Origin of the sequence: Leclercia sp. W17, assembly GCF_003336325.1 — a bacterium.
GTDB lineage: Bacteria > Pseudomonadota > Gammaproteobacteria > Enterobacterales > Enterobacteriaceae > Enterobacter.
This window is the reverse complement of the sequence record NZ_CP031101.1, coordinates 841,792-859,072: the sequence shown is the minus strand read 5'-3', so window position 1 is coordinate 859,072 and position 17,281 is coordinate 841,792. Positions and strand designations below refer to the sequence as shown.

Sequence of the window (17,281 nt, the reverse complement as noted above, 5' to 3'; positions counted from 1 at the left end):
TCTGTTTCATTTTTCCATAACGCGACGGTCATAGAATCAACATAGTAACTATTATTGATACTTGATTGCGAGATTTTAGAGGATCAATCTCATGACAATCAAGGGCCAGGAGTATCTTTATCTTTCACCGGACGGTGTTTGGCAGTTTCAAATCTACGTTCCTGCTTACATGCGCCACATGTTCGGCGGGAAGCGCCTCTACCGGAAAAGCACTGGTACAAGAGACATTTACAAGGCTCGACACTTCCGCAATCACATGCTGGTAGAGTGGAACAACCTGAAAGAACAATTCAAGCCAGATACAGAGGACAGGCGCATCCAGCTTGCGATCACTTCCCTGCACTCACAGATCCGCAAGAATAAAAACAAACCCCTGATTGAGGAGCGAGCCAGTTCTATTCCTCACCTGTGCCTATTACGTGACGAATACGCCACTGCTTACCGGGATCGGCGTTCACTGTCCACACTGAGCAAATCGGCGCGAGCCGTGGAGGTTTTTCTCCAGAGTATCGGGAAAGTTGATATCAGTTTGGATCAGATAGGACGGCGGCTGGTTACGGATTTCATCGAAGAACAGCAGAAACGCGACGTAGCAGGGCAGACGCTGCAAAACTGGTTAACGTCACTGGGAAGCCTCTATGAGTTTGCCAAACGTCGCTACGACGCTATAGCGCCGCTTAATCCGTTTCACGGCATGAACCTCGAAGCACGGCGCACTATTGAGAGCTACCAGCCGTTTGAATGGCATCAACTATCTACCCTGCTCAACGAAGCAGACGAAGAACTACGAGCCGTCATTCTGATCGGTTTGTTCTCTGGTGCAAGGCTGGACGAAATCGCCAGCTTGAAAAAATCAGATGTTGTTATAGTGGAAGGGATACAGACTTTCTTCATTAGCAAATCGAAAACGAAAGCAGGGGTTAGGCACATACCGATCCACGCTTTTCTGATCGGTATGGTGGATTATTATCTGAGTTTGAACACTGGAGATTACCTGTTACCACAGGCTAACAAGATTGAACGCAAAGACGGGAAAAAGGGGCCGTTCTATTCCCAGGCATTCACCCGCTTACGGCGTCGCGTAGTGCCTATGGCTACAGATCGCCAATGCTTTCACAGTTTGAGGGGGCATTTTATCACGTGTCTTGACCGTGCCGGAGTACCCGAACAGCGTATAGGCTACATCACGGGGCACTCTTCCCAAGCCGCAGCCACAGAAGCATTCAAGACATACAGCGCGGGGTGTTCCATGAAAGAATTGTCCGACTATGTGGAAATGGTGGATTATCCAGAGATCATCTTCCCTGAAACGGAAAAAGGGGCGTAAGCCCCTTATTTATAAACAAATTGATTAGATTAATAAGCTATTGTTTATGAATAATACACGCTAATTCTTGCTTTACGAACAAAGCAAGATTAAAACAGTAACAAAAAAGCATCAAAGCCATAACACTAAAACCCCAAAAAAAACCCACCAAATTCACTAGGTTACACACCTAAATAACAGAAACCATTATTGATTTTTTGTTACAAAGACCACATTATGAATGAACCTATGTAGAAATTTAAGGTGTTTGTTATGGATACTACATTCATTGCTGAACCTATAGTAAGCATTGACGAAAAGTTGTTGGGCGTTGAGCTTCTCACTCGCTTCATTTCCCCAGATGGACGCCCCCTTCATCCTGAGTTCGTAATTTCATCTTGGGATTTAGATAGGAAACGGGTTTTCCTATACGAACAATGCGGAAACATTGCCAGTATGCAAATGTGGTTCGAACGAAAGAATCTATTTTGTACACTGAACATTGATCAGCAAATGGCTTTTCTGATACGTCATGACTACATACTTAGACAAACTTTCGAATCGATGCCATTCATCAAACTTGAGCTTTCTGAGAATTTCCTAGGTTTAGATAAAGGATTAAAAAACCCCTTGTTAAAGTCGCTGAGCCAGGGTGTGAATGGGCTGTGGCTCGATGACCTTGGGGCAGGTAATTCGAATGTAGTTAGTTTGATAGAAGGTTACTTTGAAGTAGTAAAAATAGATCGCATTTTCTTTAATGAGCAGGTGAAAAAACCAACCTTCTACGAATTAATTGTATTAATTAAAAAATACTGCGATAAAATTATTATTGAAGGCATTGAGGATAGAAAAAGTATGGAAATCTTGCGTGAAGTAGGCATTTGGGGGTTACAGGGTTATCTTTTTAAATCCATCCCATTTGAGAACGTAGTTTCCTTGGTATAGCTCGAATCATCTTCCTTGTAAAAGGGCAAAATGCCCTTGTTTATTTCTTAAATTCCGTAGTAACCGTATCACCTTCGCTTTTCTTAGGTGCATTGTTTACTACCTTCTGTTTTACCGTACCACCAATAGATTTATTCCCCTGCGTCTTAGTTGCAATTACATTAACTGTAGCAGTGCTAACAAGCCTGACTTGTTCAAATTCAAGATCGAATTGCATAGCAAATTCAGATTTATAATCGTAACTGATGCCAGAGAGAATGACATTCTCATACACTTTGTGCTCTGTCACTAATGTAATAGGTTGACGACTATCAAAGATTTTATCAAGATACTGGATAGCCTGAGAAATACGAGTACCATTAACGCCAGTGACCTGCTCCCCGTTGATTAGTACACCCCGATGTTAGTAATGTCTTCATAAGCCACATGAGGACATCCCCATGAAGAAGCGTTTTTCCGACGAACAGATCATCAGTATTCTCCGCGAAGCCGAAGCTGGGGTACCCGCCCGTGAACTCTGCCGCAAGCATGCCATTTCCGATGCCACGTTTTACACCTGGCGTAAGAAGTATGGCGGTATGGAGGTGCCTGAAGTTAAGCGCCTGAAGTCGCTTGAGGAAGAGAACGCCAGACTCAAGAAGCTGCTTGCCGAAGCCATGCTGGATAAAGAGGCGCTTCAGGTGGCTCTTGGGCGAAAGTACTGACGACAGACCAGAAGCGGGAAGCCGTGATGTTGATGTGTGATGCGACCGGTCTGTCGCAACGTCGTGCCTGCAGGCTTACAGGTTTATCCCTGTCGACCTGCCGCTATGAGGCTCACCGTCCGGCTGCTGATGCGCATTTATCAGGGCGCATCACTGAGCTGGCACTGGAGCGCAGGCGTTTTGGCTACCGTCGTATTTGGCAGTTGCTGCGCCGTGAAGGGCTTCATGTTAATCATAAGCGCGTGTACCGGCTTTATCACCTCAGTGGCCTGGGCGTAAAACGCAGAAGACGTCGTAAAGGGCTGGCAACAGAACGTCTGCCGCTGCTCCGTCCGGCGGCGCCCAATCTGACCTGGTCGATGGATTTCGTCATGGACGCACTTTCCACCGGTCGCAGGATCAAGTGTCTTACCTGCGTCGATGATTTCACAAAGGAATGCCTGACGGTCACTGTTGCCTTTGGGATTTCAGGCGTTCAGGTCACGCGTATTCTGGACAGCATTGCACTGTTTCGAGGCTATCCGGCGACGATAAGAACTGACCAGGGGCCGGAGTTCACTTGCCGTGCACTGGATCAATGGGCCTTTGAGCATGGTGTTGAGTTGCGCTTAATCCAGCCGGGCAAGCCAACGCAGAACGGATTTATTGAGAGCTTTAACGGACGATTTCGCGATGAATGTTTGAATGAGCACTGGTTCAGCGATATCGTTCATGCCAGGAAAATTATTAATGACTGGCGGCAGGATTATAACGAATGCCGCCCGCACTCCACGCTGAATTATCAGACACCGTCTGAATTTGCAGCGGGCTGGAGAAAGGGTCATTCTGAGAATGAAGATTCCGACGTTACTAACTGAGTGTTGTATCTAATCGTGGGGGCAGGTCAGTGGACGGTGGTAGTTTGGTTTTCTTCTCGATCATTCTTGTTCTCCTTCTGGGTTAGCTGGTCACTGGGGTGAAGTTTGGCGTTGCTCGCCATTCATCAAAGCGTCGGATCGCTTCTTCGAACATTTCCACTCTATCTGGCTGTTCTCGCTTACGTGCTCGGACAAGTGAACTGTAAACAAGTGTTCGTGTTGTTCGTCCTGTGATCAAATCCGCGTAGATTTGGTCAACATTGAAGTAACGCATGTTGTTTGCTCCTGTTTGGTTTTCTCCAGACGCAAAAAAGCCCCCGCACCAAAAAACCTGGTGGAGGCTGCAATTCATGCGTATGGAATGTTGTTAGATGAGGTAGATGATAATGATTATCACCATACTTTTAATAATACACTAAAAGCACACTTGTTGTCAAGCTATTTTTCAATAACTTCGAAAAAGTCAAGCGCATTACATGCTTTTCACCAAAAATCTGTGGTTGCTGTCAATCGAAATTTATGATAGAACTTGCCACCAGAGACGACAGCCATAATAAACACACAAAACAGTCTGTAACGCTCTCTGCGGCGTTCTAACGCATTCAGGCTACCAATCCACCAACCACCCTATTAAAATCGCTCTACGGGCTTCCTGTGCGTTCTGGTGACGTATGGCGCACCTCTGGCACTTACTCCCGAAACCAATAGCACAACTACAGAGGGATAACGGTAGTTATCAGGATAGTAGGTGTTGGTATTGGATTGAGGCTGGATGAACTGGAGCCATCAGCGAACAGTGAAGCCTTAGCCACTGACTTACTGAAACCTTGCATGGGTGAACGTTAGTTCATGAATGGATGGTTGAAGTTAGTCAGCTTATCAGATGGACAATCAACGGTAGTTGGTTGGTCAGATGGTAATTCCGCGCACAGCGCAATGGTATTCGCCCACGGCGAAAGCGATCTCTTGCCGATGGCAAATAATCGTTCGTGCCTGACTCTCGTCAGAAACGAAGTTTGCACGAGTCCAGAAGGTAAAGAGTACGCTTGCGCTTGTTCCATGAGCGGTACGGGGCTGACCGAGGAGCCAACCAAAGGCGAAACAGGTCACTTGCCCGGAGAGTACCGAGCAGGGACAACAGCAAAAGTATTAAAAGATAGTCTTATTAATTAGTAGTCTTATTTAATCTTATAGTGTGCCGTTTCGTTACTTTAAAAGTACCAAAACGTTACTTTCAGCCCTTCACCCAACGGTAGACCGTCGCCCTGCTCACTCCGAATCGTCCATGCAACAACCCGCAGTAATTCCAATCAAAATGGACAGTAAAGCCCTACTTAATCCAGGATTAAGCCAATCTAAATAATCCACCTCTCACGCTCTGTAAATCACTTTCTAACTATCGATGTACATTACCTCAATTTTTGTAAAGCCTTGCACCGTGCGGCTCACAGCAATCATTGTCCACTAAGAGCACTTTCATGATAGGTGCAATGTGCTTAATGACTTTTTGTTATAATGTAACAATTCTTTTTTCATGCCAAAACCCCCATTATTGAGAACCATTCTCAAAAACTCAATTCACATCACCACAGATGAGAATAGCTCTCACTTACAGTGCGAATCCCTCACGATTCGATACACTTTCGTAAAGTGTATTCTACAACCCATTGATTTAATTAGATCAGAACACTTTTCCATCACCTCACCGTGCAAACAGGGGTAACACCCCGCCATCGAAAATAAATCTCTTGACAGAATCACCGTTTCATGAACCATTAATGAAATTACATTTATTGTTTTTTTTCAATTAGTTACAGATATTCGAGCGGGACACTGTGAAGAATTGGGTGGCCTTCGAACAGGTCGTTCATTTGCTCTCGCAATGGCGCACACATTTTGATCATTTTGTGCTCTTCTGAAATAAACGTATCGTGCAATCTATTGAAAATGATCAATTTCTGATCAATGATGATTTCAACGAAACGAACATGAGGAGGGGTAAAGATGAAAGGCATTAGCCAGGCGCTAAAGAGTGCTGACGAAATTAGGGCAGTGGCAGCAGAGCTACAGCGCAACACCACCACCAACCTGTTCTATTGCTTGTGGGTGTTCATGTATGAAAGCGGGTTACGTATCTCTGACGTGCTCAAGCTCAAGTATGAAGACGTAGAGGGGCAATCTCACCTCAAGGTGAAGCAGGAGAAAACGGGGAACGTGGTGAGGCCAAAAGTTACAGCGTCCATGCTGTCAGTGGTGGCACAACGCAAGGCAGAACAAGCCACTATGCCAGTGAAAACTGATTTCATCTTTAGCAAGGGCGATCTCCGTAGCAAAGGCCAGGCCGTCACCCGTAACACCGTGTTTGCTGAATTTGGGAAGATGGGAAGGAGAGCGGGATTCTCTAACGTGGGCTGTCATACTCCACGTAAAAGCCGTGGGCGCGTGATGTTCGATGCAGGGGTAGCAATTGAAACTATCGCCCATTTCCTGGGACAGACAGATCCACGGTCAACGATGTATTACATCGGGTATGGTCAGGACGTGCAGGACGATTTAACAGAGGAGTTTTCTTTAGAATGGTGATCAACATGAAGCGCTTACTTTACGTGCTGGTACCGCTGCCGCTGGCGCTATTGCCAGCCCTGGCGAATGCCGGACAAATTACGATGACCAACCCAGAGGAGGAACAGACGGAGAACGGGAAAACGCTATGCACGTATCAGAACAGCATCTACGTGTTCACCTACATAACTAAGGGGAAATGTCCCTATACGAAAACCTTCAATACAGAGGATTCGGAAGAGTGAAAAAGGAAGAAGATCTAATCACCAGCTTTATCTGGTGTGGTGCTACGGTGTGCGTTTATACGCAAGTGGTGAAATTTGCAGGGACGACGATACAGCTTCACCTGTTACCAACAAACCTTAGAAGAGCAGTTGATCAACAAGTGGCAGGGGCAGCCAACCACCAAGAAGCCCGCCCCCGCCGTACTCAACATTCCCAACGGAGAGAAGGAAATGCCGAACAGCAGCATTATGACGTTAGCGCTCGCGATGTGCAACGTAAGCAACGGTAAAACCGTCCGAATCCCTGCCATGACAGGAAGCCAGCTTCATTTGCTTATGATGTGGCTACGGGCTTTGAAATAACCATAACGAACGAGGAGATAAAATGGCGACATACAATTCTTATTCAATCAAGCAAGACATTGAACTCTATCAAGAAGAGTTGCAGGAAAAACACCCACGGCTATCTGAGAAACGGTTAGATGCGATCCTTGAGGTGAAAAGTGCAATAGCGCTACGTTTTAAAGACATTGCCGACAAGGACGAAGCAGCGAAAGAGCACATTGCTGTATGCAACATTATCCGAGCCAACAAAGAACTAAGTAAGGCTGATTTCTCGAAGTTTATGGACTTTGCGCAAATGTACTGGCGACAGTATCAAAGCGAATGTGCTCAAGAAGCCTAACCAATTTCTTGACGGGGGCGCAATGCCCCTTTTTCTTTAGGGTATTACTCCCCGTTGGTTTTATCCCCGTCCTCTTGCCGCATAGATTCGATAAACTCCCGTTGTTCCTGTGTGAGTGCAAGCTCGTCCAGCAAGCGATCCAACTCTTCTTCAGGTGATTCCTCTTGAATCTGTCTGTTCCCGGTAACCATACTCACCCTTGATTTATTCAGATTAATCTTAGGTTAACCAGGGTGCAGAAAATGCCCAACTCACAGATTTTAGAGAATAGAAGCCATAATGCCCGTTGGTGGTAAGACAACGTGCGGAGCCGTTAGGCGACTTCATCAGGGTTATGTCAGACAGTGAAGTTTATCAGGATGACCATGTACCCGAAGGAGCGAGGCCGAACCGCTGGCAGAGCCGGATCTGTAGCTACCGGAGCATCACCACCATAAACCTGTTTATTCCCTGCAACGTCATCACGACGTGTGGCATGGGGGAGCATCGGCAAAAAATGCGCTTCACTGTAAGGTTATGAGAAGTGCGATCCGTCGCTGCCTGGTGTAGGCTTTGCGTTCATTGTTGGGCTATCGCGGTAAGAACTTGAAACCACCGCCGACGATTGGCTACACTCTCATCTCACCGAGTAACCATTCGTGACAAGTCTCAAAGTAGTGAACTATGGTAGAACGCCTCAGCATGTTAGTAAGCACTACTGCGTAACATGCTGAAAGAACCGGAGTTTTTTCGAACGGTTCCACCTGGGGAGATTCTGGAGCGGGCGAAGGGAATCGAACCCTCGTATAGAGCTTGGGAAGCTCTCGTTCTACCATTGAACTACGCCCGCGTTGAGGTGCGTAAAGCATTATAGACCTTACGCCTCTGCTGACAAGAGACCGGCTCGCTAAGTGGCGATTAAATAATCACTTAGCACTTCGGTTTACCACCTGGTGCCGGTAAATAGCGGATCGGATCGATAGCCGTCGCCCGGTAGCGGATCTGGAAATGCAGCGCCACGGTATTGGATCCGGTGCTGCCCATGGTGGCGATCTTCTGCCCTGACTTCACGTTTTGCCCATTATTCACCAGCATCGTGTCGTTATGGGCATAGGCGGTGATGTAGTCCTCGCCGTGCTTAATCATGATCAGGTTGCCATAACCCCGCAGCTGATTGCCGACATAGACCACCTTGCCTGCATCGGAGGCATACACCGGCGCGCCGCGGGTGCCGGCGATATCAATGCCTTTGTTTCCCCCTTCCGCAGTGGAGTACGGAATCACCACTTTGCCGCTGGCCGGCCAGACCCAGCAGCGCTGCCCGACAGGCGGCCAGGAGGATTTAGGTACGGTGTAAGAAGGGGTGACCGCGGCGGTTTTACCGCTGCTTTTTGAGGAGGATTTTCTGGCCGTGCTGCTGCCGTTAATCTTCAGCTTTTGCCCCACTTCGATGGTGTAAGGCGGGGAAATATTGTTCAGGCGCGCCAGATCCTTCACGCTGGTGCCGGTTGCACGTGATATACGGTACAGCGTATCACCGCGTTTAACGGTATACACAGGACCAGAATCCGATGATTTACTGCCCGCACATCCCGCCAGCAACAGGGCCAGGGTCAGGCAAAACAGAGCAGAAACAGGGTTTTTCGTCGGGCTTCCTGCAAACAAAACAGTACCTCGGTCAACGTGAATGGCAGCGCTATCATAACAGTCTCAATCAGGATGCCAATAGCACCCTGAGCGACAACCCGTTTAGCAGCGATTACGATATAATCGCCCAGCCAGGCCGTGCTGAACTTACTGGAATGCTAACAGGTCAGTATCGCCCGGTAATTTCAGCACGGGAGTGACAATGGGAACGCACGAACACGTCATTTTAGTTAACGACCACGGAACGGTTATTGGCACACAGGAAAAGTACGCCGCACACACCTCGCACACTCCTCTTCATCTGGCCTTTTCATGTTGGTTATTCAATGCCAGGGGGGAGACGCTGGTTACGCGTCGCGCCATGAGCAAGAAAGCCTGGCCCGGCGTCTGGACCAACTCCGTTTGCGGACATCCGCAACAGGGGGAATCTCTGGAGCAGGCCATGATCCGCCGCTGCCGCTATGAAGTGGGCGCAGAGATCGCCGGGATCTGCCCGGTCGCACCGGCATTCCGCTACTGCGAAACCGATCCTTCCGGGATTGTCGAAAATGAGATCTGCCCTGTCTTCGCGGCGCTCGCCGTTAACACCGTGATCATCAACCGCGACGAAGTGATGGATTATCAGTGGGTAACGCTGGAGGCAATGCTCGGCGCGCTGGAGGCCACTCCCTGGGCGTTCAGCCCGTGGATGGTGATGGAAGCCCAGGCAGCGAGAGACGCCCTGCTTCGCTTCGCGGCAAACGCCAGGCAATAAAAAAGCCCCGACGCGTTATACGCCGGGGCTTTTTATCAACAATGACTTATTTTACCGGACGCATCGCCGGGAAGAGGATCACGTCGCGGATGGTGTGGCTGTTAGTGAACAGCATTACCATACGGTCGATACCAATACCCAGACCCGCTGTTGGCGGCAGGCCGTGTTCCAGCGCGGTTACGTAATCTTCGTCGAAGAACATCGCTTCGTCGTCACCCGCCGCTTTCGCATCAACCTGATCCTGGAAACGCTGCGCCTGATCTTCTGCATCGTTCAGCTCGCTAAAGCCGTTGCCGATTTCACGGCCACCGATGAAGAACTCAAAGCGGTCAGTGATTTCCGGATTCACATCGTTACGACGTGCCAGCGGAGAAACTTCAGCCGGGTATTCGGTGATGAAGGTTGGCTGAATCAGGTGCGCTTCGGCCACTTCTTCGAAGATCTCGGTCACGATACGGCCCAGACCCCAGCTCTTCTCAACCTTGATACCGATGCTCTCAGCGATCGCTTTTGCGGAGTCGAAGTTATCCAGATCCGCCATCTCGGTTTCCGGACGGTATTTCTTGATCGCTTCACGCATGGTCAGCTTAGCGAACGGCTTACCGAAGTCGAACACCTCTTCGCCGTACGGCACTTCGGTGGTGCCCAGAACGTCCTGCGCCAGGGTGCGGAACAGGGATTCGGTCAGCTCGATCAGATCTTTGTAATCCGCGTAGGCCATATAGAGTTCCATCATGGTGAACTCTGGGTTATGACGCACGGAGATGCCTTCGTTACGGAAGTTACGGTTGATCTCAAATACGCGATCGAAACCACCCACCACAAGACGCTTCAGGTACAGTTCCGGCGCGATACGCAGGTACATGTCCAGGTCCAGGGCGTTGTGATGGGTGATGAATGGACGCGCGGAGGCACCGCCCGGGATCACCTGCATCATTGGGGTTTCCACTTCCATAAAGTCGCGGTTAACCATGAACTGGCGGATACCGGCCATGATCTTAGAGCGAATTTTGAAGGTATTGCGGGATTCATCGTTAGAGATGAGATCCAGGTAGCGCTGGCGATAGCGCGCTTCCTGATCCTGCAGGCCGTGGAACTTGTCCGGCAGCGGGCGCAGGGCTTTGGTCAGCAGACGCAGCTCGGTGCAGTGGATAGAGAGCTCGCCGGTCTTGGTTTTGAACAGCTTGCCTTTGGCGCCCAGGATATCGCCCAGGTCCCACTTTTTGAACTGCTCGTTGTAGATGCCTTCAGGCAGATCGTCGCGAGAAACATACAGCTGAATGCGACCGCCAACGTCCTGCAGCGTAATAAAGGAGGCTTTACCCATGATACGACGGGTCATCATACGGCCAGCAACGGCCACTTCGATGTTCAGCGCTTCCAGCTCTTCGTTCTCTTTAGCGTCGAAGTCAGCATGCAGTTGGTCTGAGGTACGATCGCGACGAAAATCGTTCGGGAACGGCACGCCCTGCTCGCGCAGCGCAGCCAGCTTCTCGCGGCGGGTTTTCAGTTCATTATTAAGATCGGCTACCGCGTCAGCGCCCTGTGCTTGTTGTTCAGACATGTTGGTTCCTCATAACCCTGCTTTCAAACTTGCTTCGATAAATTGGTCCAGGCTGCCATCCAGCACCGCCTGCGTGTTACGGGTTTCGACACCGGTACGCAGGTCTTTGATGCGGGAGTCATCAAGGACGTAAGAACGGATCTGGCTGCCCCAGCCGATATCAGACTTGTTATCTTCCATCGCCTGTTTCTCAGCATTTTTCTTTTGCATCTCCAGCTCATAAAGCTTCGCTTTCATCTGCTTCATGGCCTGGTCTTTGTTTTTATGCTGGGAACGGTCGTTCTGGCACTGTGTCACCAGACCGGTAGGGATGTGGGTAATACGCACCGCAGATTCCGTACGGTTAACGTGCTGACCACCCGCACCGGATGCGCGGTAGACGTCGATACGCAGATCTGCCGGGTTGATTTCGATGTCGATATCTTCGTCCACTTCCGGATAGACAAACGCGGAGCTGAACGAGGTATGACGGCGACCGCCGGAGTCGAACGGGCTCTTACGCACCAGACGGTGTACGCCGGTTTCGGTACGCAGCCAGCCGTAAGCGTAATCGCCAATAATCTTGATAGTGACAGATTTCAGGCCTGCCACTTCGCCTTCAGACTCTTCGATAATCTCAGTCTTGAAGCCGCGGGCTTCAGCCCAACGCAGATACATACGAGTCAGCATGCTGGCCCAGTCCTGCGCTTCTGTACCGCCGGAACCGGCCTGGATATCAAGGTAGCAGTCGGCGCTGTCGTACTCGCCGGAGAACATACGACGGAATTCCAGCTGTGCCAGCTTCTCTTCCAGCCCATCGAGCTCTGCGACAGCTTCGTTGAAGGTCTCTTCGTCGTCGGCCTCAACGGCCAGCTCCAGCAGCCCGGAAACATCATCCAGACCCTGCGCCATTTGATCCAGCGTATCTACGATCGCTTCGAGAGAGGAACGCTCTTTACCCAGCGCCTGTGCGCGTTCAGGTTCGTTCCAGACGTCCGGCTGTTCCAGCTCGGCGTTTACTTCTTCAAGACGCTCTTTCTTGGCATCGTAGTCAAAGATACCCCCTAAGAACGTCGGAGCGCTCGGTGAGGTCCTGAATGCGGTTTTTTACCGGATTAATTTCAAACATGGTCTGTTTTCTTTTATGGACGAGTAAAAATGCGGTGTAAGGGCGGAATTGTACCGGATTCACGCCCTTTTTTATAGCGGAATAGTGATGCTAAAGTGGCCAGATATGGTCGATGATGATTTGCAGGCTGCGGTTGCCGCGAAACTCGTTAATATCCAGTTTATAGGCCAGTTCGACTTCGCGTACGCCGTTATCAGGCCAGATTGTGGTATCCACGTTAAAGGCGATACCGTCCAGCAGCGGGCCGCCGCCAACCGGTTCCACCATCACTTTCAGATGCCGTTCACCCACCAGACGCTGCTGCAGCAGGCGGAAACGCCCGTCAAACAGCGGCTCCGGGAACATCTGTCCCCACGGACCGGCGTCACGCAGCATCTGCGCCACCTCCATGGTCATATCCGCCGGCGCCAGCGGGCCATCGGTGACCACTTCGCCCTGGAGCAGAGCCGGATCCAGCCAGTCGGTCACCAGCTCGCTGAACAGGCGCTGAAACTGGTCAAATTTCGCCTCTTCCAGCGACAGTCCTGCCGCCATGGCGTGGCCGCCAAATTTGATCATCAACCCCGGATGCAGCGTATGCAGGCGCTCCAGCGCGTCGCGCATGTGCAGCCCCTGTATCGAGCGGCCCGATCCTTTCAGGGTGCCGTCGCCTGCAGGGGCAAAGGCGATCACCGGGCGATGAAAACGCTCTTTAATGCGCGAGGCGAGGATACCCACCACCCCCTGATGCCACTCGGGGTGATACATCGCCAGCCCGCCGGGCAGCGAGTCGCCGCTGCGCTCCAGCTTTTCGCAGAGGATCAGGGCTTCGGCCTGCATCCCCTGCTCGATCTCTTTGCGGGTCTGGTTCAGCGCGTCCAGCTCGTTGGCCAGCACGCGCGCCTCGCCGATGTTGTCGCACAACAGCAGCGCCACCCCCACCGACATATCGTCCAGACGTCCGGCAGCGTTGAGACGTGGGCCGAGGGCAAAACCGAGATCGCTGGCCGCCAGCCGCAGCGGGTCCCGGTTGGAGATCTCCAGCAGCGCCTTGATACCCGGACGGCATTTTCCCGCCCGAATACGGTTTAAGCCCTGCCAGGTGAGAATACGGTTATTGGCATCCAGCGGCACCACGTCCGCCACGGTGCCCAGCGCCACCAGATCGAGGAATTCCGCCAGATTAGTCGGCGCAATACCTTTAGCGTCAAACCACCCTTCATCACGCAGCCGTGTACGCAGCGCCAGCATCAGATAGAAGGCCACCCCCACTCCCGCCAGCGATTTCGACGGGAAGTCGCAGTCGCGCAGGTTGGGGTTAACGATCGCTTCTGCCGCCGGTAAGGTATCGCCAGGCAGGTGGTGATCGGTGACCAACACCGGGATGCCAAATTCATGCGCGCGCTCAACCCCGGCATGGGAGGAGATCCCGTTGTCCACCGTCAGGATCATCTGCGCGCCGCGGGCGTGAGCCTGATCCACCACTTCCGGACTCAGGCCATAGCCATCCTCGAAGCGGTTCGGCACCAGATATGAGACGTTGTCGCACCCCATCGCCCGCAGGCTGAGCACGCTCAGCGCGGTACTGGTGGCGCCATCGGCGTCAAAATCCCCCACCACAATGATGCGCGTCCCCTCCCGCAGGGCGTTGTACAGCAGCTCGGTGGCGCGTTCGACGCCGCTAAGCTGCTGCCAGGAGAGCATGCCCTTGACGCTGCGTTCAAGGTCATCTGCATTTCGCACACCACGGCTGGCATAGAGCCGACGCAACAGCGGAGGGAGCGTCGCGGGTAACGCGGCGCTCTCGTCCACCTCACGACGACGAAGTTGTGTCGAAGATTTCACGCGAATTATTTACCACCAAACTGTTTCTGGTGCGCATCAAGGAAGGTTTTCATCTCTTTCGGCCCCTGGTAGCCCGGCACCACGTAGCCGTTGCTCAGCACGATCGCAGGCGTACCGGTCACACCAAACTGCACGCCCAGCGCGTAGTGATTGGCAATGTCGATGTCGCAGGAGGCAGGCTGAACGCCTTTACCGCTCATGGCATCATCAAAGGCTTTGTTGCGATCTTTCGCACACCAGATGGCCTTCATGTCCTGCTCAGGCTGGCTCTGCACGCCCGCACGCGGGAAGGCGAGATAGCGCACGGTGATCCCCAGCGCGTTGTAGTCTTTCATCTCTTCATGCAGCTTGTGGCAGTAGCCGCAGGTGATGTCGGTAAAGACGGTAATGACATGTTTTTCCTGCGCCGCTTTGTAGACGATCATCTCTTTTTCCAGCGCGTTCAGGTTTTTCATCAGCATCTGGTTGGTAACGTTAACCGGCTGCGCGCCGCTCACGTCGTACAGCGGCCCCTGGATAAAGTGCTTACCGTCTTCGGTCACATACAGCACGCCGCTGTTGGTCAGTACCGTTTTCATGCCCGCAACGGGCGCAGGCTGAATTTCGCTACTGGTGACACCGAGCTTCGCCAGAGACTGTTTAATGGCCGCATCGTCAGCATGCGCCAGACCGGATAATGACGCTGCCAGCAGAGAGAACAGCACTAAAGACTTTTTCATATTGGTTCCTGTTACAAGTCATCACGCACGTGGGTGATGCTGTTGGTGTAGCTGCCGCAGGCGTTCCGTCGCGACATGCGTGTAGATTTGCGTCGTTGACAGGTCACTGTGCCCAAGCAGCATCTGGACCACGCGCAGATCGGCGCCGTGGTTCAGAAGATGGGTCGCAAACGCGTGACGCAGAACGTGCGGCGAAAGTTTTTCACTGTCGATACCCGCCAGTGTGGCGTAATGTTTGATGCGATGCCAGAAGGTTTGACGTGTCATTTGCTGCGCGCGCTGGCTGGGAAACAGCACGTCAATGGAGACACCGTTCAGCAACCATGGGCGGCCATGCTGAAGATAGTTCTCCAGCCAGTAAACCGCCTCTTCGCCCAGCGGCACCAGACGCTCTTTATTGCCTTTGCCGATCACCCGTACCACGCCCTGGCGCAGACTGATATCGCTCATCGTCAGCCCGACCAGTTCAGACACGCGCAACCCTGTGGCATAAAGCACTTCGAGCATCGCTTTATCGCGTAACTCCAGCGGTTGGTCAACCACTGGCGACTGTAATAATCTCTCAACTTGTGCTTCGCTGAGATCTTTTGGCAGACGCTGGGGCAATTTTGGCGACGCCAGTGCCGCACTGGGATCATCAGGGCGTATCTTCTCGCGGTAAAGGTGCTGAAACAGACGCCGCATGGCGCTCAGCAGCCGCGCGGAACTGGTGGCTTTATATCCCCCTTCCATCCGCTCGGCAAGCAGCGCCTGCAGATTGTCGCTTTGGGCCGTGGTCAGAGAGAGATCATGATGGTGTAACCATGCCACCAGCATCGCCAGATCGCGTCGGTAGGCGCTGAGGGTGTTCTCGGCAAGATTCTTCTCCAGCCAGAGCGCATCGAGAAACTGTTCGATGAGTGAGAGATCCTTTTCCACGTCCGCCTCTTTCGTTCTGCAATGGGGCATTATGCCTGAATGGGTCTTGTTTCTGGTACACTACTCGCAAAGTCATAGCAAGTATTGAGACATTTTAGCGATGAATATTGGTCTGTTTTATGGTTCCAGCACCTGCTACACCGAGATGGCCGCAGAGAAAATTCGCGACATTATCGGCCCGGAACTGGTCACCCTGCACAATCTCAAAGATGATGCCCCCTCGATGATGGAGCAGTACGACGTGCTGATCCTCGGCATCCCGACCTGGGATTTCGGTGAACTGCAGGAAGACTGGGAAGCCATCTGGGATCAGCTCGACTCCCTGGCGCTTGAAGGCAAAATTATCGCGCTTTACGGTATGGGCGATCAGCTGGGCTACGGCGAGTGGTTCCTCGACGCGCTGGGGATGCTGCATGACAAGCTGGCACCGAAAGGGGTGACGTTCATTGGTTACTGGCCGACAGAAGGCTATGAGTTTACCAGCAAGAAACCGATTATCGCCGACGGAGAACTGTTTGTCGGGCTGGCCCTGGATGAAACCAACCAGTATGACCTCAGTGAAGAGCGCCTGCAGAGCTGGTGCGAGCAAATCCTTGGCGAAATGGCGGAGCAGTTCAGCTAAACCACTACCGCCCCTGCGTCGGCTGGTGCGACATCATCCGACGCAGATCCCGCCACTCCGCTTCATCCATACTGTCTGCCGCCAGCCATAAATGATGGCAGCGCTGACCCGCGCCTTTGCGTAAGCGGAGCATCATGCCGGATTTCAGCATCCACGGCGTGCCGACAATTTCCCACTCGCTGTCTTGCCAGTGCAGACGGGAATCCATAAACAGTTTGATTTCACCCTGACGGGCGTTAATGCGCCGCTGACTGCGTACGCTATCAAACACCACCAGCGACAGTAGCATCAGCCATAATGGGGTGTAGCTCAGCGGCCACGGCATCAAAAGAATAACAGCCGCGACCAGGCCGTGGAGCAGAAGCGACATCCACTGGGCGCGCCATGAGACGCGTAGATCAGATTGCCACAGGACCACGTTCCTGATTCCGTGTCTGAATTAAAAGCACCATCCGTTGCAGCTCGGCGTCGGCAGGTTTGCCGTGATTCATCAACCAGTTAAATAAATCGGGATCGTCGTTCTCCAGCAGGCGGACGAAGAGATGCTTATCCTCATCGCTCAGGCTGTCATATTCATATTCGAAGAACGGCATGATGGAGATATCGAGTTCGCGCATGCCGCGACGGCATGCCCAGTGAATGCGGGCTTTGTTATTAATGTCCATGTCTGATTCCTGCATAACGTTGAGTTCAGGCAGTGTTCCGTTCGTATCGGCAGAGAAACGTGCTCAACCGGGAAGAAACGGCTCTTAGTGTAACGTGTTTTTGCTGTTTCATTACTGGAATATTACGTTCCAGGAGCAGGCTTCCACAAAAAAACACAATAAATAAGCGTGTTCAGCTGTTTTGCGTAGCGTTACGCA

At 51.7% G+C, this 17,281-nt stretch carries 19 protein-coding genes and 1 tRNA gene; 9 read left to right on the top strand and 11 right to left on the bottom strand.

Annotated features, from left to right (window positions below; all coding sequences use genetic code 11):
• Positions 1-91 precede the first annotated feature (91 nt).
• Both DVA44_RS04335 and DVA44_RS04330 read left to right on the top strand, forming a co-directional pair.
• Positions 92-1,327: a tyrosine-type recombinase/integrase gene (locus DVA44_RS04335; RefSeq protein WP_003033850.1), complete on the top strand. Its 1,236-nt coding sequence runs from the start codon at positions 92-94 to the stop codon at positions 1,325-1,327.
• 252 nt (positions 1,328-1,579) lie between these two features.
• On the top strand, positions 1,580-2,251 hold the full coding sequence (locus tag DVA44_RS04330) for an EAL domain-containing protein (protein WP_063215959.1): 672 nt from the start codon (positions 1,580-1,582) through the stop codon (positions 2,249-2,251).
• A 40-nt stretch (positions 2,252-2,291) separates the two neighbouring features.
• Here DVA44_RS04330 and DVA44_RS04325 read toward each other — a convergent pair whose 3' ends face one another.
• Positions 2,292-2,570, bottom strand: coding sequence for a phage baseplate protein (locus tag DVA44_RS04325; protein ID WP_371413860.1), 279 nt, complete (start codon positions 2,568-2,570; stop codon positions 2,292-2,294).
• A 121-nt stretch (positions 2,571-2,691) separates the two neighbouring features.
• Here DVA44_RS04325 and DVA44_RS04320 point away from each other — a divergent pair.
• Positions 2,692-3,812 (top strand): IS3-like element ISSen4 family transposase gene (locus tag DVA44_RS04320; protein WP_087451024.1). Its coding sequence is split into 2 segments (ribosomal slippage): positions 2,692-2,950 and positions 2,950-3,812, totalling 1,122 coding nucleotides; the frame shifts between segments, so codons are not numbered across the junction.
• 82 nt (positions 3,813-3,894) lie between these two features.
• Here the strand turns inward: DVA44_RS04320 and DVA44_RS04315 are convergent.
• Positions 3,895-4,086 (bottom strand): hypothetical protein, encoded by a 192-nt coding sequence (locus DVA44_RS04315; RefSeq protein ID WP_045330367.1) that lies wholly within the window; start codon positions 4,084-4,086, stop codon positions 3,895-3,897.
• Between the two features lie 1,730 nt (positions 4,087-5,816).
• On the opposite strand from DVA44_RS04315, the gene DVA44_RS04300 reads away from it, so the two are divergent.
• The 4 genes from DVA44_RS04300 (at position 5,817) to DVA44_RS04285 (ending at position 7,283) form a co-directional block, all read left to right on the top strand.
• Positions 5,817-6,395: a tyrosine-type recombinase/integrase gene (locus tag DVA44_RS04300; protein ID WP_114385808.1), complete on the top strand. Its 579-nt coding sequence runs from the start codon at positions 5,817-5,819 to the stop codon at positions 6,393-6,395.
• Between the two features lie 5 nt (positions 6,396-6,400).
• Positions 6,401-6,619, top strand: coding sequence for a hypothetical protein (locus DVA44_RS04295; protein ID WP_233623685.1), 219 nt, complete (start codon positions 6,401-6,403; stop codon positions 6,617-6,619).
• Complete coding sequence (locus DVA44_RS04290; protein ID WP_168194451.1) at positions 6,616-6,888, top strand: hypothetical protein; 273 nt, start codon at positions 6,616-6,618, stop codon at positions 6,886-6,888. The genes DVA44_RS04295 and DVA44_RS04290 overlap by 4 nt, the downstream gene beginning before the upstream one ends.
• 95 nt (positions 6,889-6,983) lie before the next feature.
• Positions 6,984-7,283 (top strand): hypothetical protein, encoded by a 300-nt coding sequence (locus DVA44_RS04285; protein WP_062773082.1) that lies wholly within the window; start codon positions 6,984-6,986, stop codon positions 7,281-7,283.
• A 755-nt stretch (positions 7,284-8,038) separates the two neighbouring features.
• On the opposite strand, the gene DVA44_RS04280 is transcribed toward DVA44_RS04285, so the two are convergent.
• Together DVA44_RS04280 and actS are read right to left on the bottom strand one after the other, a co-directional pair.
• Positions 8,039-8,112, bottom strand: a tRNA-Gly gene (locus DVA44_RS04280).
• Positions 8,113-8,192: 80 nt separating this feature from the next.
• Entirely contained in the window at positions 8,193-8,927 is a 735-nt protein-coding gene (gene actS, locus DVA44_RS04275) for an amidase activator ActS (RefSeq protein WP_103822762.1), read from the bottom strand.
• Positions 8,928-9,111: 184 nt separating this feature from the next.
• Between actS and idi the strand changes: the two genes are divergently transcribed.
• A complete protein-coding gene (gene idi, locus DVA44_RS04270) occupies positions 9,112-9,663 on the top strand; it encodes an isopentenyl-diphosphate Delta-isomerase (protein ID WP_114385806.1) in 552 nt (183 codons plus the stop codon).
• 46 nt (positions 9,664-9,709) lie between these two features.
• Here the strand turns inward: idi and lysS are convergent, their stop codons facing one another.
• The 5 genes from lysS to xerD all read right to left on the bottom strand — a co-directional run bounded on the left by lysS (position 9,710) and on the right by xerD (position 15,826).
• Entirely contained in the window at positions 9,710-11,227 is a 1,518-nt protein-coding gene (lysS, locus tag DVA44_RS04265) for a lysine--tRNA ligase (protein WP_103822764.1), read from the bottom strand.
• A gap of 9 nt (positions 11,228-11,236) precedes the next feature.
• Positions 11,237-12,335 (bottom strand): peptide chain release factor 2 gene (gene prfB, locus DVA44_RS04260; RefSeq protein WP_103176869.1). Its coding sequence is split into 2 segments (ribosomal slippage): positions 11,237-12,259 and positions 12,261-12,335, totalling 1,098 coding nucleotides; the frame shifts between segments, so codons are not numbered across the junction.
• A gap of 90 nt (positions 12,336-12,425) precedes the next feature.
• Positions 12,426-14,159: a single-stranded-DNA-specific exonuclease RecJ gene (gene recJ, locus DVA44_RS04255; protein WP_114385805.1), complete on the bottom strand. Its 1,734-nt coding sequence runs from the start codon at positions 14,157-14,159 to the stop codon at positions 12,426-12,428.
• A gap of 5 nt (positions 14,160-14,164) precedes the next feature.
• Complete coding sequence (gene dsbC, locus DVA44_RS04250) at positions 14,165-14,878, bottom strand: bifunctional protein-disulfide isomerase/oxidoreductase DsbC (protein WP_114316859.1); 714 nt, start codon at positions 14,876-14,878, stop codon at positions 14,165-14,167.
• A gap of 21 nt (positions 14,879-14,899) precedes the next feature.
• The gene (gene xerD / locus DVA44_RS04245; protein ID WP_255584722.1) at positions 14,900-15,826 is read right to left on the bottom strand and encodes a site-specific tyrosine recombinase XerD; all 927 of its coding nucleotides are present in this window, start codon (positions 15,824-15,826) and stop codon (positions 14,900-14,902) included.
• A 70-nt stretch (positions 15,827-15,896) separates the two neighbouring features.
• Here xerD and fldB point away from each other — a divergent pair, with 70 nt between their 5' ends.
• The gene (gene fldB / locus DVA44_RS04240; RefSeq protein ID WP_103176873.1) at positions 15,897-16,418 is read left to right on the top strand and encodes a flavodoxin FldB; all 522 of its coding nucleotides are present in this window, start codon (positions 15,897-15,899) and stop codon (positions 16,416-16,418) included.
• A gap of 4 nt (positions 16,419-16,422) precedes the next feature.
• Here fldB and DVA44_RS04235 read toward each other — a convergent pair whose 3' ends face one another.
• On the bottom strand, positions 16,423-16,836 hold the full coding sequence (locus DVA44_RS04235) for a protein YgfX (RefSeq protein ID WP_103822769.1): 414 nt from the start codon (positions 16,834-16,836) through the stop codon (positions 16,423-16,425).
• Positions 16,817-17,083: an FAD assembly factor SdhE gene (gene sdhE / locus DVA44_RS04230; protein ID WP_103176875.1), complete on the bottom strand. Its 267-nt coding sequence runs from the start codon at positions 17,081-17,083 to the stop codon at positions 16,817-16,819. The genes DVA44_RS04235 and sdhE overlap by 20 nt, the downstream gene beginning before the upstream one ends.
• Positions 17,084-17,281 lie beyond the last annotated feature (198 nt).